Here is a 17337-nt window from a genome sequence, read left to right as displayed (position 1 = left end):
CTCCGGTGAAAGAAAAAGCGTTCGACTTGCATGTATTAGGCACGCCGCCAGCGTTCGTCCTGAGCCAGGATCAAACTCTCATAATAAAAGTGTTTGCACAATCTTGCGATTGTTAGCTCATTAATTGTTTGCTAGCTTTTGCTTGCAATGTTTATTTTGTTCTTGAATATCAAGAACGCCCTACACATTGGTTCGTTTGCTTTGTTCAGTTTTCAAAGGTCTACATGTTGCGATTCAGTCTCTTGAAAGAAGTGAATCTGTTGTTTCAGCAACTTTTATATCTTATCAGCTTTTCAACTGATTGTCAACAACTTTTCAAAAAGTTTTTTTAGAAAAATTTGTATTTTTCATTGAGATAAAAGTTGTGAAACTCGCTGCAAAACATCGGAATCTTCTTGCTTGGAAAGCAACCAGAAGCTCTTGTCCTAAGCGACTTTGTTAGTCTATCACGGGAGCATGAACCCGTCAAGATAATTTTGTGAAAAAAATGAAGTTTTTGCAGATTTTTTTTACTTTCCTATAAGAGTGATTTTTTTTTTCCTTTTTGCAATAAAAAAGCCGATATTTTAAGTTCTGTTCTTACGCTAAACTTAGCACTTTTAAACTTTTTCCTAAAGCGGATGGTTGAATTTCTTCTATTCTTGATTATTTGCTAAAATGAATAAAACAGAATAATTGGAGGATTCACTGATGAAGATTTTAGTAGCAGATGATGATAAAGAAATTGTTGAGTTACTGAGTATTTATATCCACAACGAAGGTTATGAAGTAGTCAAAGCTTATGATGGGAAAGAAGCTCTATCGAAAATTCGCACGGATCAGGATATTGAATTGTTGATTTTAGATATTATGATGCCGGAAATGGACGGGATGCAGGTTGTGAAGGAGCTACGGAAGGAATCGCAAATTCCGATTATCATGTTGACTGCTAAAACGACTGACATGGATAAAATCAAAGGCTTGGTGGCTGGTGCAGATGATTATGTAACCAAACCATTTAATCCTTTAGAGGTTATGGCGCGGGTAAAATCTTTGATGCGCCGCACGCAAATGCAGGTGACCGCGGATGAACCGGATGTGTTAGAAATTAATTCGCTAATCATTAACCGTGATTCCCACGAAGTGAAAACAGTCGATGGCAAAGATATTCAATTGACTGCCTTAGAATTTGGGATTTTGTATTTGTTGGCCAGCCATCCTAATCGGGTCTTTAGCGCCGATGAAATTTTTGAGCGGGTTTGGAAACAAGAGAGCATTGTTTCTGCGAAAACAGTTATGGTCCATGTTAGTCATTTGCGGGACAAAATTGAAGAAGCTACCAACGGCGAAAAAATAATTCAAACTGTTTGGGGTGTTGGTTATAAGATCGATGCAAGATAGCCGCGTAAAGCAAAATGAAAAACGCAAGCGGATTACGCTGACTTCTAAGGAAATCAGTGAATTATTGGCAGAGGGCATTATTACAATTGTCCTTTTGCTACTATTAAATGTAGCAATTATGGTCATCTTATCGGCGGTCATCGAAAACTCTCCTAATTTGGAGGGAGCTGTCTGGGGCACGAAGAATGTTTTTATGGAACAATTAAACTCGGACATTTTTTACAGTGGCCGTAATTTTATTTTTCCAGTCTTTGCGATTATTGATGCGATTATTGTATACTGGCGCTTGATTCGTCGCTACCGGCAGATGCAGATGCGCCATGTTATCAGCGAGCTACATTATATTGCCAATGGAAACTATGACCATCGAATTCCCTTTGAATTAAAGGGGGATTTGAGCAAGGTTATCTTGAGTATTAATGCGCTGGTGGATAGTACGGCGGCGGCCATTGAAGATGAGCGGGAAATTGAAAAATCTAAAGATGAGCTGATTACCAATGTCAGCCATGATATCCGCACACCACTGACTTCGATTATCGGTTATCTGGGATTAATCGAGGACCAACAGTATCACAGTGAAGAGGATTTAAAAAAATACGCCCACATCGCTTACACGAAAGCCAAACAGATGAAATATTTAGTGGACGACCTCTTTGAATATACGCGGGTCCGTCAGCCTTCTGTACCGGTGAATTATACAAGCTTTGATATGATTCAGCTGATTGAGCAATTGGCGGTTGACTTTGAGTTGGAGGCCGATAAAAAAGGCATCGCCATCAATGTTATTTCTAATACTGAGCATCTGATGATGGATGGCGACACGGATAAATTAGTGCGGGTCTTTAATAATTTGCTGACCAATGCCTTAAAATACGGCAAAGGGGCCAATCAAGTCGTGATTGAAGCCCTCGAACAGCCCAATGAAGTCGTGATTACCGTTAAAAATAATGGTACGCCGATTCCTAAAGAGTCGTTGAATCAACTTTTTGACCGCTTTTATCGGGTGGACGAATCCCGTTCCCAAGAAATCAGCGGCACGGGTCTGGGCTTGGCAATTTCGCAAAATATTGTCGGACTCCACGGCGGTTATATTTACGCCCAGTCCAATGACAAATGGACTTCCTTCATTATTCACTTGCCTAAAAAACAACAGGGTCAAAAATTGAAGAATCCTAAAACTCGAAATTGACAAGCTAGCGGGAATTCACTATACTAAACGTAATATACGACTGGAAAACTAGTACTTTATTTTCTGTTTTTAGAGAGTTGGCGGCAGGTGCGAGCCAATAGCAGGAGTAAAGGAATCCAATTTCTAAAGGTCACTGACGAAAACAATGAGTAAGTCAGCTCGGTTAACAACCGTTATTTTGTTTCAAGGGCAGCTACGGCTGAACTTGGGTGGTACCGCGATTACAGCTATTTCGTCCCAAGATTTATGGGATGGAATGGCTTTTTTTATTTTACAGAGGAGGAATGGAAATGTTAGATGTCAAAGTTTTACGGCAGAATTTTACAGAAGTTGCTGAAAAATTAAAGACCCGCGGAGTGAAGGAAGAAGTCTTAGTCAAGTTTATGGAGTTGGATGAAGCTCGGCGGAAAAAATTAGTTGTCGTAGAGGAGTTGAAAAAGCAGCGGAACCAAGTATCTGAGGAAATTGCTCAATTAAAGCGGGCCAAAGAAGATGCTGCTGAAAAAATTGCCGCTATGAAAACGGTCGGCGCTGAAATTAAAACACTCGATACGGAAATTGCGGAAATTGATGAAGCCATCACCGATATTGCGACGACCTTGCCAAACTTACCCCATGCAGATGTGCCGGTGGGGGAAAGCGAAGACGACAATGTGGAAATTCGCCGCTGGAGTGAAGCCCGCAAATTTGATTTTGAACCAAAGCCCCACTGGGAAATTGCGGAGGATTTGGGAATTCTTGACTTTGAACGGGGGGCTAAAGTGTCCGGCAGCCGCTTTGTTTATTACAAAGGCTTAGGCGCCCGCTTAGAACGGGCTTTGTACAATTTTATGTTGGATGAGCACGTCTATGAGCAGGGCTATACTGAAATGATGACTCCTTATATTGTCAACAGCCAATCAATGTTTGGCACCGGTCAATTTCCGAAGTTTAAAGAAGATGTCTTCCAACTGGCTGAAACAGATTTGACTTTGATTCCGACAGCGGAAGTCCCTTTGACCAATTATTTTGCCAATGAAATTTTAGATGAAGCGCAATTGCCGGTTTATTTCACCGCTTTGAGCCCATCTTTCCGTTCTGAAGCTGGTAGTGCCGGCAGAGATACCCGTGGACTGATTCGCCTGCATCAATTTAACAAAGTTGAAATGGTTAAATTCAGCACCCCGGAACATTCTTATGAAGAATTAGAAAAAATGACCAATGACGCCGAAGTTCTTCTGCAAAAATTGGGCTTACCTTATCGAGTAATTATTTTAAGCACTGGCGACATGGGCTTTAGTGCTGCCAAGACCTATGATTTAGAAGTCTGGATTCCCGCTCAAGACATGTATCGGGAAATTAGTTCTTGCTCTAATACCGAGGACTTTCAGGCTCGCCGGGCGATGATTCGCTATCGTGATGCCGATAATAAAGTGAATTACCTGCATACTTTAAACGGCTCTGGTTTAGCTGTCGGGCGGACCGTCGCAGCCGTTTTAGAAAATTATCAAAACGCTGATGGCTCTGTTACGATTCCAGAAGCTTTAGTGCCGTATATGGGCGGCGTGACTGTGATTAAAAAAGAAGCGTAAAAAGAAACTCAACTGGTCCAGGGCTGTTACAGCTCCTGTTCCAGTTGAGTTTTTGGTTTATTCTAAAATAAAGTAAAAGACAATCCCCAGCGGAATTGTTTCATCCTGCAGATTTCCTTGAAAGGATTCTGCACCACCGCCTTGCATGTGATCCGTATTGTTTCCATAAAAGAAATAATATTTTTGGTCCAGCTCTAAAGGACCTTCTTCTAAATACCACATGGTGGCTAGCTGATCATCTGTTGCAAATCCTAATTCACTAAATTGTTTTTCAAAGTTCATGGTAGCACCCCCCACCTGCAAATTCATTAGGAGGGTCTGGGCATCCCGCAAAATACCAAATTTCATAGTGCCACTCAATACACCATTCATGTCAGGGACACCGTGAAAAACTTGTTCCGAATAACTCAATTCGCCATGGTCGTAAGTCTCAATAAAAAAACTAATTCTTTTTGCATCGGTATTAAACTGAATATCATAGCTTTGATTAAATAAGAGACTGGCAACGCCTAAATCGCCTTCCTGCAAGCGGGCATGATTATCCTGTAAACCGCTGATTTGGTGTTCACCGAAGGGTGGATAATTATAGCGCTGTAAAAAAAACAGCGCTGGCAAGATTACCACAACAATTAAAACACCCAGCGTGATGCCTAAGGTCCGCCAGAAATTTTTCTTGCGGGATTGCTTGATTAATTTGTTAAATTCTTGATCTTGTAGGTTCATCCCAATTCCTCCATTAACTGTCTGAGTTTTTTTCGGCTGCGGTACAAGGCCGTTTTTATACTTTCCGGTGGGCGATTTAAAATAAAGGCCATCTCCTGCAGGCTAAGTCCCTCATGATATTTTAAAATCAGCAGATTGGCACTGGCTAAATCCAACTGGTTTAAGGCCGTTTCTAGTTCTTCATTAGGCAGCGGCATTTCAGAAAAAAAATCTTCATTGAAGTGCAGCTGTAAAATTTCCCGCCGGCGTTTTGTCTGCCGGTAAAGATTGAAATACAGGTTCAGGGCGACTCGATAAAACCATGGACGGATTTTTTCCGGGGGAATCACGGCCTCCACCTCCAGCATCTTGACCACTGTTTCTTGTGTGACATCTTTAGCATCTTCTATCTCGGCACCGATTTTTATTAAATAGCCAGTTACCTCCTGCAGCAATTGGAAAATAATATCCTCATAGCCCCCAAGCTTCATCCTCACCCCACCCTTCATCTATATAACAAGTGAACTGTTAAAAAGTGAACAGTCTAAATTGAAATTTTTTCTAATAGTTTAAGTATAGCAAAGAAGCTCTGACTGATTTGCGGAAAAATCAGCGCAAAAGCTTCCGCAAATATTTCAGACCCCGCTGAAATTATCGCCTGATACTAAGCAGCATTTCCCCCTATAATAGACTTATCAAGAAAAAAAGAGGAGGAATGTCCATGAAATGGTATCAATTACCTGGACAAGAAATTATTGAGAATTTACATACAGCTGCAGGCGGTTTGACCCCGGCAGAGCGCAAAGAGCGTTTAGAAAAAGCTGGCCCAAATAAAATGGCGGAAAAAAAGCAGCTGAAAACGTGGCAAAAAATTCTGAAGCATTTTACAGATTTGCTGATGATTGTTTTGATGGTCGCCGCAATTTTGAAATTTGCGACCGGCGATTATGTTGAAGCTAGTATTATTTTACTGGTGGTCATCGTGAACGGTCTTGTCAGCTACTGGCAAGAGCGCAAGGCGGAAGAATCTTTGGACGGTTTAAAGCAGATGATGGGGCAAGAAGCCGTGATTTTAATGGCTGGCGTGAAACAGACAGTCCCGACAGAAGATTTGGTTCAAGGTGACATCGTCACCTTGAAGGCTGGTGATGTAGTGCCGGCCGACCTGCGTTTACTAGAAAGCCATGACTTATTGATTGAAGAATCCATTTTAACTGGTGAATCTGAGGCGGCAGAAAAAGATGTCGCGCCGCTGAACGACACCTTACCGGCTGGCGACCAGAAAAATATGGCCTTTACAGGTACTTTAGTTCAAGCCGGTTCCGCTTTAGGAATTGTCGTTGAAACTGGCGATACAACGGAGATTGGTAAAATCAATCAAGCTTTGCAATCAGTCCAACAACAAACGACACCCCTCGTTAAAAAAATGCACCAGTTGAATCAAAATATTTTCAAAGGGATTATCGCCCTGATTGTCTTTTTGATTTTCTTTACAACCTTCCGCTATGGCATGGACTGGCAGCTGATGTTTTCTGCGATGATTGCTCTGATTGTCGCGATGATTCCTGAAGGCTTGCCGGCTGTCCTGACAATGATTTTGTCGATGGGTGTCAAGGAGATGGCCAATGAAAATGCCATCATTAAGAGTATGCCCTCGGTGGAAACTTTGGGCTCGATGACAGTCATTGCCTCAGATAAGACCGGTACTTTAACGAAAAATGAAATGACGGTTGTGGAGACCGCCACACAAGATGATGCATTGATGCTGGAAATTATGAATAATACTCAAGAGTTAAAACTTTCTGACCAGCAAAATGCTGCTGATTTAAAAGGGAACCCCACTGAATTAGCCCTGCTTCATTATGTTGAAAAGCACGGCGAAGCACTTAGATTAAAAACACAAACCAGTAAAATCCCCTTTAGTTCCAGCTATAAATATATGGCGACTTTGCATGCTGAAGCTCAACACTCGCTGATTTTTGTTAAAGGTGCGTCAGAAGTCTTGCTGAACAAAACCAATTTAACGGCTGCTGAAAAGCAGGCTTGGCAAAATCAAGCGACACAATTTGCCAAAAAAGGCCAACGGGTTTTAGGCTTTGCCTTTAAACAAGTTGCCCCAAAAACTGAACTCAGTCATGAAGATTTAACAGACTTAGACTTTGTCGGTCTAGCCGGCATTATTGATCCGCCGAAGGAAAGTGCAATTCAGGCGGTCAAAGAAAGTCAGGCGGCGGGAATTGCCGTCAAGATGATTACCGGTGACCATAAGGATACTGCACGGGCTATTGGAAAAGAAATTGGCCTGCGCCACACGGATAAAGTTTTGCAGGGCATTGAAATCGACAATCTAAGCGATCAAGAATTGGCTCAACAAGTTAAAAAAGTCGATGTCTTTGCACGGACAACTCCAGAGCATAAGTTACGAATTGTGACAGCTTTACAAAATAATGGCGAAATTGTCGGCATGACCGGCGACGGCGTCAATGATGCGCCGGCTTTAAAGAAAGCTGACATCGGGATTGCCATGGGTATTAAAGGTAGCGAGGTCAGTAAGCAGGCAGCTGATATGGTCTTAGCCGATGATAATTTTCACACCATTGCTAAGGCTGTTAAAGAAGGCCGCCGCATTTTTGACAATTTGAAAAAGACCATTAACTTCTTCTTGCCAACCGCCTTAGCCCAAGGGTTGATTGTTATCATCGCCCTTTTACTAAATCAGCCTTTACCTTTAAGTCCGATTCAAATTTTATGGGTCAACATGGTCACGACAATTACCCTTTCCTATGCGCTAGGCTTTGAAAAAGCGAGCCAAGATACCATGCAACGGCCACCTCGCCCTGTCAATGAAGGTATTTTATCTGGCTATAGTCTGTTTAGAGTCATCTATGTGTCTCTATTAATCATGCTGCCGGCTTACTTTTTAGCCATGCAATTTGACAGCCAGCTGCTGCAACAGACTATTTTATTACAAAATATTGTTGTCGCACAGGCCGTTTACATGATTAACTGTCGTGAGCTGACGGAGCCTTCGATTAATAAAGGCTTGTTCCAGAACAAACCGCTGTTTATCTCTCTAGCAATCTTAGTGGTGCTGCAAAGTGCCGTCCTTTACCTGCCATTTATGCAGCAATGGATGGGAACGACTGCCTTGAGCGGCGGCCAACAATTAATTATTTTGGTCAATGTTGCTTTACTCTTTTTAATTGTTGAAATCGAAAAAGGACTGACTAAACGGATTACCCGCCGTCAGTCCCAAACCTCAAGTGATCTGAATTAAGTTTTATAAATAGTGCTGCCAAGTGAGCTCGGTTAACTGCCGCAGCTCATTTTTGGTTGGCAGACTGGAAATATAAATGACTTCAACTGCTAAAGGTGCCAAAGGAAAATTAGAAACAACGATGTCGTTCTCATTAAAGTTCAGCTCAGTCAGCTGAGAAATTTCAACACTGACTAATTTCACCCGCCGACCAAAAGCATCCGCCAATTCCTGCTGTAAAAAAGCTTTCCACGCCGGCTCCCCTTGGAAAATAAAGTACAGGGTCATCACTTGCGGACGGGCGGTAAACACAGCTTGCTGTTCCAATAAGGAAATCAGATTTAATAAATACAGCGGATTATCCAGATGGACCACTGAATCAATCAACGCCAATAGCTTTTGATCGCTGCCAGTATGTTCTTTTCGCTCTGCAAGCAGTTCTTGATACTCCAATTGGAATTGTTCCGACAGCCAGGTGGATTCATTATATTTCAAAAGTAGTAACAGCAGATTTTCAGTTAACTGCGTTTTTTGAAAATCCAATTGCTGGCGCTGGGCAATTTCACTAGCTAACTGTTCTGCCACGTTACCCAACTGGGGATAAGCCTGAGTTAAGTCCAGCGCTGCCCCGAAGCTATTGTTGTAATTCCAGCTTTCTAAAAAGCAGAAAAAGGCAAAAAAGCGCTCCGCCTCCTGCAAATAAATACCTTCTAGCTGATACAAAGCAGCCAAAGAAGTTTGATACTGTTGATACAAAAAATCTGCTTGATTGAACTTGAACTCGTCAATCGGGCAATTGGCCTTGACCCGAATCGTATTGATAAAAAACCAGCAGACGCCAAAAATCTGCTCCGTATCAACAGCCAGAGGCGAGCGATTGAGTTTTTTTAAATAATCAAAATAATGCTCCTCATGAATACTGTATTCTTCAAAAAAATAATTATTATGGGTGAAGGGTAACAAAAGCCGGTGGAAGAAAATCCGCACGGCGCTTTCGTTTCCGATTAGCTCAGCAGTTTTAGCTGAGACTTTGATTTTAATCTCATAGGGCTTTAATTGCCGATTGATTTTACTTGTGTGGCGTTTCAAAGTTTCTAAGGAGACGCCGTTTTCTGCTAAAAATTTACTGGTGGCCAGCTCCTTTTCAAAGAAGAGGGCTTTAATCAATTGAATGCTGATGGATTGAGGCAAAAACAAATCCCACAGCTGATTGGCTAGCTGATTTTCCGTTAAGATCAGCTGAATACCTTGACTGTCAGCGGAAATCTGCCAGCCTGCTGGCAGCTGCTCACGAATCAGCTGCAAATCAGAAAAAACGGTTCGTTCAGTCGTCTTCAACTGCTGAGCGATTTCCTTGGCGGTTATTTGCGGATGATTCAGCAATAATTCCAAGAGGGAAATCTGGCGCCGCAAATCTTTTTCGGTAATCATTTTTTTCAGCATGGAATACATAACACAATCACCCCTTCTCAAATAGAATAAGGGTAATTGACAGAGGGGTCAATTAGGAAGGTTGCTGGGAATTATTTTAGGTGACATCCACCCTTTTCCGAAAAAATTCAAAAAAGTTTCATTTTCCGCTTGACTTAGAGTCCAGTTCAAGTTGTATTCTATGGCAGTCATAAGGAAAGGAGCTTTTTTATGTTATTAGAAAAAATTATCACGACTATTCAAGAACCCAGCGATTTAAAAAAATTAACCCAAACAGAATTGGCAGCTCTTGTGGTGGAAGCCCGGACTGCGCTATTAGAAAAAATCAGCAGCCACGGCGGGCATAACGGTCCCAACTTAGGCGTGGTTGAAATGACTGTCGCCCTGCACTATGTTTTTGATTCACCAACAGATAAATTTATCTTTGATGTTTCCCATCAATCTTACGTCCATAAAATGCTGACGGGACGCAGCCAAGCCTTCACCGATGCGGCTCACTATGATGATGTTTCCGGCTACACCAATCCAAAAGAAAGCGAGCACGACCTCTTTACTGTCGGGCATACCTCGACTTCTTTGTCTTTAGCAAACGGTGTGGCGAAGGCTCGGGATTTGAAAAAAGAAACCAGCAATGTCGTCGCTGTGATTGGTGACGGCTCACTTTCTGGTGGTTTGGCTTATGAAGGGCTGAATAATATTGTTGAACAAGGCAGCAACACGATTGTCATCGTCAATGATAATGACCAATCTATTGCTGATAATTTTGGCGGCCTCTACAAAAATCTCCGAGATTTAAGAAATTCCAACGGCCAAGCTAAAGATAATTTCTTTAAAGCATTAGGCTTCGATTATTACTATTTAGAAAATGGCAATGATTTAGCTGCCTTGATTGCTTTATTTGAAGAAGTCAAAGACAGCCAGCACCCGGTCTTGCTGCACATTCACACAGTGAAGGGCAAAGGCTTCGCTTATGCCGAAGCCAATCGGGAAAAATTTCACGCCGGCGGTCCTTTTAGTTTAAAAACCGGTGAATACTTAGCTGCCGCAAGCAGTGAAGCAACTTACAGCAGCGTGACGACAGACTTTCTCTTAGAAAAAATGGCAGCAGATCCAACCGTTGTCGCCATCAATGCCGGTACGCCGATGCTTTTATTCAACCAAGCACAACGCTTGCAGGCGGGTAAACAATTTGTCGATGTCGGCATTGCTGAAGAACAAGCCGCAACCATGACAGCTGGTCTTGCGAAAAATGGCGCCAAACCAGTTTGGGCGGTTTATTCAACCTTTATGCAGCGGAGCTTTGACCAAATTTCCCATGATTTGGCCCTAAATGATTTACCGGGAACAATTCTAGTTTACGGGGCATCCGCCAGCGCTATGAATGATGAAAGTCATCTCGGCTTTTTCGATATTCCTTTTCTAAGCCATATTCCAAACCTAGTCTATCTAGCACCAACCAATAAGGAAGAATATTTGGCGATGCTGGACTGGTCCATCGAACAAACAGGACATCCCGTAGCTATTCGTGTACCGGTCGGCCCGTTGGTAGAAATCGGTGCTCCTGACACAACCGATTACGGACAACTCTATAAAAATCAAATCTCACAGGTGGGGGCGCAAGTTGCCTTGATTGGTGTCGGTAATTTTTATGGATTAGCCGCAGCTGTCGCTGAAAAGCTGGCAGAAACTGCAGCAATCCATGCCACCATCATCAATCCTAAATTTATTTCAGGTCTTGATCAAGTATTACTGAACAGCTTGAAGCAAACTCATCAATTAGTTGTGACCCTCGAGGACGGCCTTTTAGATGGCGGCTATGGTCAAACTGTCGCCGGCTTCTTCGGTAATTCTGATTTGAAGGTGCAAACTTATGGTCTCGAAAAAGCGTTTCATGACCGTTATAATCCAGCAGAACTATTGGCAGAAAACGGCTTAACCGTTGACAATATTGTTCAAAATATTTTAGCTGCTGTATAAGCGCTGGATAAACTAATAAAAGACATCAGCGAGCTAACTGCTTTTAGGACAGTCTGCTCATTGATGTCTTTTTTGTAATTCATTTCTAGCACTTACTAATCTGCTAAAACTCATGGAGGACTTCTTGTTCTTGTAAAATCCGCAGGCCCCCCATCGCCAAAGCCTCTAACTCATTTTCCCCGGGTTCAAGGCTGACTGGCGCAATAAAATCAATTCGTTTCGTTAAGGCCACTGTCACGTAGGCCGAATATGCCAAGCCGCCGGTTAAAACAATTTGATCGACGCGACCCGCCACTAGCGCTGCCAAACTGGCAATTCCTTTGGCCAGTTGATAAATCATCGCATCATAAATGACTTTTTCCTGAGGCGAATCGGCAATCTGGGCCTCAATTTTTCTAGCATCATTGGTTTCAAAATACGATACCAAGCCGCCTTGCCGTTTGTAAAAGGTCAGCATTTCTTTTTTTGAATACTGATAGCACCAATTGATGACTTGGTGAATCGGCAGGCCACCGGTCCGTTCTACCGCCATCGGCCCCTCATCATCAGAAATCAAATCGGCAATTTCGCCATTTACATGAATTGAAGTTGTCGTGCCGCCCCCCATATGCACCACAATCAAAGTTTGTTTTTGATAATCCAAGCCATTTTGCTGACAGTATTTGATTCCGCTGGCCCGGGAATTTAAAATATGGCCCAAACTTTTGCGCTCCATTCCCTTTAAACCGGAAATGCGGGAAATTGGCCACAGCTGATCGACAGAAACACAGTCGTAAACTAACGGCAGCGCCTGACCTTCTTCTGCCAATTGATAAGCCAGCACAGCACCTAAATTAGACACGTGTTGGTTGATAGTCTCATAAAGCAGATAGTCCATCATTTTTTCCGTGACTAAGTAGCCACCTGCCTTGACCGGAGGCAGAGCACCCCCCCGACCAACCACCGCATCCAAATCGGTCAGCTGGATATGCTGCTTTTCTAAAATCTGATGAATGGTTGCCAGCCGAAACGGTAGCTGCTGAGGAATGGTCTCAAATTGATTGACTGTCGCCAATTCATGAATGACTTCATCAGAAAAGAGCAATTTATCATGGTCATAGACGGCCACTTTGGTGGATGTTGCCCCGGGATTAATTGCTAAAATCTTTTTTGCCACAGACTTCCCCTCCTCGACTTTTTTCACCCTTTGTCTCAATAAACTTCATAAGCAGTAATAAAATTAGTGCCACCGCTGCTAGCAAGAGAATGACTAAAAACAGATAAAATGTTCCATAATTTACTTCAACCTGTACAGCTAGACTAGGGCCAATCAACGCTGAAAAAACTAAATTAAACGTCGCTAAGCTGTAATTAGCAGCGTAAAATTTTGAGCCGTAATACTGGCTGATAAAAGCTGCCGTGATTGCTGAGCCGCTTCCGTAGCTCAGCCCTAGGAAAATTAAGCCTAAGATGATTAAAGCTGCCTGACCTGAGTAGCTACCGCCAGCTAGACAAAAGCCGCCAACCGCTAAAAATAAACTTCCCAAAAGCATTGTTCTGCTTCTTTTTAGCCGGTCATAGAGATAACCGAAAGTTAATTTGCCAATGCCGCTGAAGGCTGGCATCAATAACCCAATCGTTCCACTCAAGTTGACCGCCAGCGCAATATTGGCAGCATCGTTAATCACCATTAAACCGGCTGCCGACACTAGAGTTACCCAGATAAAATATAAGCCAAATAAGGGCTGCTTGAGCATTTGTTTCGGCGCCAGACCTGTCGCCAGTCTGGCTTCAGCTGATGTAGGCAAAGCACCATGTAAAAAAATGACGCCGATTAAGCCATTGATCAGAATCCAAATACTTAGCGCACGAAAAGTCGGCAACACACCGAATGCGGCAATTAATTTTTCACAAGCACTGCCTAAAAAGACACTGCCAATACCAAAACCCATCAATAGTGCGCCGGAAGCCAGCCCTTGTTTTTTTTTAAATTTCTGGCTGACATTGGCAATCACACTGTTGAAGGCCAGACCAATTCCAAGACCACCCAAGACGCCGTAGCAAACGTACAGCAGATACAACGGCGGAATTGAAAGAGTATCCGCCAGCGAAATCAGCCAAAAACCACCGCTGATAAGCAGGGCCGAGCCAGCTAAAACTTTTTTTATATTTTTTCTCAGCAGGCCGTTTAAAAAACCGCCGATGCAAAAGAAAATCATTGAAAGTGTGAAGACGAGGGCTAGCTGCCCCTGACTCCAAGCATTACCAAAATGATGATTCAGCGGCCGACTGAAAATCGACCAGCTGTAAATCAGTCCCAGATTAAATAGAACAAAGATGCCCGCTATTAATTCAATCCATCGATTCGAAGTCTTCATGACAGCCCTCCTTTATAAAGCAGCCAGAAAAAGCGAATTTTCCTTTTCTTCAGCAGCTGCCGCCCGGGAGGTCAGCACAATCGGTACTTCAGCGCCTAAGATGATGCCAGCCATTTTGGCCCCACCTAAAGAGGTCAGCGCCTTTCCCAATAAATTGCCGGCAGTCAAATCCGGCGCCACCAGCAAGTCCGCTTGTCCCGCCACCGCACTTTGATATTTTTTCTTTACTACTGCAGTTGGACTCACGGCTAAATCTAAAGAAAGCGGACCGTCTATTAAAGCATCGGGAGTTTCTTGCAACGCTGCTTTGACCGCTGCTGCTGCCAGTGAGGCTGGAATTTTCGGCTGCACAACCTCAGCTGGCGCTAAGATGGCTGCTCGGCAAGGGGCGTAACCTAATTTTTTTAAAAAATCGAGAGCCGTCTTAGTCAATTGAATCTTTTCAGCAATGGTTGGCACCGGCAGCATTCCGCTATCCGTTAAAAAAAGTAGTTTAGGATAATAAGGACTTTCTAAAACGGCCAAATGGGAAAGTAGTGCTGCTTTTTTTATGCCCGCTTCTGCAACAACAGCCTGCAATAATTTTCCTGTCGCAATCTGGTCCTTCATCAATAAATTGATTTGACCAGCTTTTACTAACTCCACGGCTTTTGTAGCTGCTGCCTCCAAAGTATCAACATAGGCTACTTGCAAATTATCCAAACCGGGATGCCTTTTTATTAAGGCATCCACCGGCTCTCTTTGACCAATCAAAAAAATATTTAGCGGCCTATGTCGGCGATAGTTCAAAATACTCGCCAGTGCCCCATCACTTTCAGCCCCGACGACCCCAACAGTTTGAATCTGATTTGAAAGAGGCTCCCGCTGCCGTAATTCTTCAAAGGAGTGAATGACCATAAGCTGCTCCTTTCTAACCTATTAAACTTTTAAGCTAATAAGTTTCCCTCGCTAACGGGTGGGCAATCCGCGAAATATTTAGCAGATGATCGTAGCGTAAATTTTCGGAAATAATATTTTTCCCCCATGAGCCACAGCCTAGAGATGGTGTTGGATTTAAGCCGTTGCCGGGACCACCGGCTGCATCGATACTAGGTTGATTGACAATGATGCGGCAAACCGGCATCGCCAAACCTAATTGTAAAATTTTATCATCATCGTGACTGTAAATCGCAACACTATGGCCTTTTCCAGCCACCTCCAAGTTGGCTTGACAAATTTCTAAAGCATCGGCAAACTCCCGATACGGAATCGCCGCTAAGACCGGACACATTTTTTCTTGACAGAGAACATCGGCAGCTCCAAATTCTTCAATTTGGACCACGATAATTTCGGCCTCATCCTTAATCGGTAATCCCGCCAGTTCACCAATAAATTGTGGGCTTTGTCCAACCACCGCAGGATTTAGCTGCCCATCAATAAACAACACACGGCGGATTTTTTCCACATCCGCAGGCTGATCAAAATAGACGGCGGTTCTTTTTTCAAACTCTTGGCACAATTCCGCCTGCCGTTTTTCTGGATAAATAATCGTCTGGGCGCAGGCACAAATCAGCCCGTTGTCAAAGGAACGGCTGATGATACTCAGTTCAACGGCAGCCGCCACATCAAAATCTTCTGTCAAAATCCCTTGGGTGTTCCCCGGCCCCACGCCATAGGATGGAATGCCGCTAGTGTAAGCGGCATGAACTAAACCAGGGCCGCCGGTTGCCACATTCATATCTGACTTGCTCATCAATTCTTTAGTTAATTCCTGGGAGGGTTCTTCGATAATTTGAATTAAATCCTTCGGTGCGCCGATAGCGGCAATCGCTTCTCGCATTAATTCTACGGTATGAATAGTCGTGGCCTTTGCTCGTGGATGAGGCGAGATAATAATCGCATTGCGACCTTTCAAGGAAACCACTGTATTACCGACAGAGGTCACCGTTGGATTCGTCGTTGGCGTCACCGATCCGATGACACCGACCGGGTGGGCAATTTCCACAAGCCCCAGCTCAGGCAGACGATTGATGACGCCGACCGATTTTTTACCTTTTAAAAATGTCGGCAAATTGGTGCCCGCCACTGTATTTTTACCAATTTTATGATCTAGGCGGCCCATTTTCGTTTCAGCCACCGCTTTTTTTGCCAGCATTTCTGCATTGGCAATAATTGTTTCAGAAATTGCGGCGATTAACGCATCCGTCTGCTCTTGCGTGTAATGACTAATTTCTGTCATCGCCTGTTTGGCCCGCAAAATTTTTTGATCAATCATAAGGCTCCCTCCTTATTTTTCGTAAATTTTTTCCAACACGTCCATAAACATTTCATAAGAGACCGGTGCCGGATTCATATCATTGCTAGGTTCTTCCATGGCAGCTTTTGCGATAATATCAAAATCAGCCCGCTGAATGCCCGTCGTATTTAAAGCTGGAATATTTAATTCCACATTTAATTCTTCTAAGGCTTTGACGACATCTTCTGCCTGGCAATCAGCACCTAACCCCATTGCCACCCCAACTTTTTGATATTTCTCAGCGGCAAAGCGGGCATTGTATTTAACGGTTTCTGCTAAGGCCATGGCATTGGCTAAGCCGTGGGGAACATTAAAATGAGCCCCTAATGGATGGGCAATCGAGTGGGCAATTCCTAAAATTGCCACGTTGAAGGCCATCCCTGCCAGCGTACTGCCCATTAGAACCCGGGAACGGGCAGTCAAATTTTGACCATCCTTAACCGCTGTTGGTAGATTTTGATAGATTAATTCAATCGCTTTTAATGAATGAATTTCCGTAAATGGATTGCCTAAAGTCGAAACATAGGATTCAATCGCATGGGTTAAGGCATCGCAGCCAGTTGAGGCTGTCACTTGCGGCGGCAAGCCCACCGTCAACTGAGGATCTAAAATTGCAACTGTCGGAGTTGTATACTTGCCGGAAATCACCATTTTCTTTTTCCGTTTTGTGCAGGTTACCACCGAAACGCTTGTCACTTCACTGCCTGTCCCAGCCGCCGTTTCAATCGCAATCAGCGGCACCGTCGGATTAGGCACTTGATCAATGCCTTCGTATTGTTGAATCGGTGCTTCATTTGTTAACAGCACATTAATTGCTTTGGCACTATCAATCGAACTGCCACCGCCAATTGCAACAATCACATCAATTTGTTTTCCTTTAAAATCATTTGCAGCTGCTTCAATTGAGACATCTGTCGGATTGGCAATCACTTGGTCAAACTGATAAATCGTCAAGCCCTCTGCAATCAAGCGGCCCAAAATAGTATCAATCAGTCCCGTGCTTTTAATTCCTTGGTCATAGATTGCCAGCACACTTTTTGCTTGCAGCTTTTCTAGCTCAGCAGATAATTCTAAGACAGCCCCTTCGCCAAAAATAATAGCTGTCGTTGCACTAAATCGAATCATTTTAACCCCTCCTATTCTTTACTTCTAGTTTAAATGAAAACGCTATCCGTTTATTGTAAAAAACGGCAATTTTT

The 17337-nt window shown here is 43.3% G+C and carries 13 protein-coding genes, 1 rRNA gene and 1 other annotated feature; of the genes, 5 read left to right on the top strand and 9 right to left on the bottom strand.

Going from position 1 to position 17337, the window contains the following annotated elements; translation table 11 throughout:
* Positions 1-86 (bottom strand): 16S ribosomal RNA (locus ACYSNU_RS05370); the annotation flags it as partial.
* 604 nt (positions 87-690) lie between these two features.
* Between ACYSNU_RS05370 and croR the strand changes: the two genes are divergently transcribed.
* The 3 genes from croR (at position 691) to serS (ending at position 4140) form a co-directional block, all read left to right on the top strand.
* Positions 691-1380: a response regulator transcription factor CroR gene (gene croR / locus ACYSNU_RS05365; RefSeq protein ID WP_265459560.1), complete on the top strand. Its 690-nt coding sequence runs from the start codon at positions 691-693 to the stop codon at positions 1378-1380.
* Positions 1370-2569 carry a sensor histidine kinase gene (locus ACYSNU_RS05360; RefSeq protein ID WP_461736161.1) on the top strand — a complete coding sequence of 400 codons (1200 nt, stop codon included), beginning with the start codon at positions 1370-1372 and terminating at the stop codon, positions 2567-2569. The genes croR and ACYSNU_RS05360 overlap by 11 nt, the downstream gene beginning before the upstream one ends.
* Positions 2570-2603: 34 nt before the next feature.
* Positions 2604-2812, top strand: a binding site (T-box leader).
* Positions 2813-2859: 47 nt separating this feature from the next.
* Entirely contained in the window at positions 2860-4140 is a 1281-nt protein-coding gene (gene serS, locus ACYSNU_RS05355; protein ID WP_461736160.1) for a serine--tRNA ligase, read from the top strand.
* Positions 4141-4197: 57 nt separating this feature from the next.
* Here serS and ACYSNU_RS05350 read toward each other — a convergent pair whose 3' ends face one another.
* Positions 4198-4863 carry a hypothetical protein gene (locus ACYSNU_RS05350; RefSeq protein WP_461736159.1) on the bottom strand — a complete coding sequence of 222 codons (666 nt, stop codon included), beginning with the start codon at positions 4861-4863 and terminating at the stop codon, positions 4198-4200.
* On the bottom strand, positions 4860-5333 hold the full coding sequence (locus ACYSNU_RS05345) for an RNA polymerase sigma factor (protein WP_461736158.1): 474 nt from the start codon (positions 5331-5333) through the stop codon (positions 4860-4862). The genes ACYSNU_RS05350 and ACYSNU_RS05345 overlap by 4 nt, the downstream gene beginning before the upstream one ends.
* Positions 5334-5563: 230 nt before the next feature.
* Here ACYSNU_RS05345 and ACYSNU_RS05340 point away from each other — a divergent pair, with 230 nt between their 5' ends.
* The gene (locus ACYSNU_RS05340; RefSeq protein WP_461736157.1) at positions 5564-8119 is read left to right on the top strand and encodes an HAD-IC family P-type ATPase; all 2556 of its coding nucleotides are present in this window, start codon (positions 5564-5566) and stop codon (positions 8117-8119) included.
* Positions 8120-8122: 3 nt separating this feature from the next.
* Here the strand turns inward: ACYSNU_RS05340 and ACYSNU_RS05335 are convergent, their stop codons facing one another.
* Entirely contained in the window at positions 8123-9541 is a 1419-nt protein-coding gene (locus ACYSNU_RS05335) for a helix-turn-helix domain-containing protein (RefSeq protein ID WP_461736169.1), read from the bottom strand.
* 198 nt (positions 9542-9739) lie between these two features.
* Here ACYSNU_RS05335 and ACYSNU_RS05330 point away from each other — a divergent pair, with 198 nt between their 5' ends.
* Positions 9740-11506 (top strand): 1-deoxy-D-xylulose-5-phosphate synthase, encoded by a 1767-nt coding sequence (locus ACYSNU_RS05330; RefSeq protein WP_461736156.1) that lies wholly within the window; start codon positions 9740-9742, stop codon positions 11504-11506.
* 103 nt (positions 11507-11609) lie between these two features.
* Here the strand turns inward: ACYSNU_RS05330 and buk are convergent, their stop codons facing one another.
* Genes buk through ACYSNU_RS05305 form a run of 5 tightly spaced genes read right to left on the bottom strand, consistent with a single transcriptional unit; the run spans position 11610 to position 17263 of the window.
* Entirely contained in the window at positions 11610-12662 is a 1053-nt protein-coding gene (gene buk / locus ACYSNU_RS05325; RefSeq protein WP_461736155.1) for a butyrate kinase, read from the bottom strand.
* Positions 12637-13863, bottom strand: coding sequence for an MFS transporter (locus ACYSNU_RS05320; RefSeq protein ID WP_461736154.1), 1227 nt, complete (start codon positions 13861-13863; stop codon positions 12637-12639). The genes buk and ACYSNU_RS05320 overlap by 26 nt, the downstream gene beginning before the upstream one ends.
* A 12-nt stretch (positions 13864-13875) precedes the next feature.
* Positions 13876-14760 (bottom strand): phosphate acyltransferase, encoded by an 885-nt coding sequence (locus tag ACYSNU_RS05315; RefSeq protein ID WP_461736153.1) that lies wholly within the window; start codon positions 14758-14760, stop codon positions 13876-13878.
* 34 nt (positions 14761-14794) lie between these two features.
* Complete coding sequence (locus ACYSNU_RS05310) at positions 14795-16117, bottom strand: aldehyde dehydrogenase family protein (protein ID WP_461736152.1); 1323 nt, start codon at positions 16115-16117, stop codon at positions 14795-14797.
* A gap of 12 nt (positions 16118-16129) precedes the next feature.
* The gene (locus tag ACYSNU_RS05305; RefSeq protein WP_461736151.1) at positions 16130-17263 is read right to left on the bottom strand and encodes an iron-containing alcohol dehydrogenase family protein; all 1134 of its coding nucleotides are present in this window, start codon (positions 17261-17263) and stop codon (positions 16130-16132) included.
* Between the last annotated feature and the right edge of the window lie 74 nt (positions 17264-17337).

It is taken from the genome of Enterococcus sp. LJL120 (genome assembly GCF_054871765.1).
This window is presented reverse-complemented; position numbering and strand designations above follow the sequence as displayed.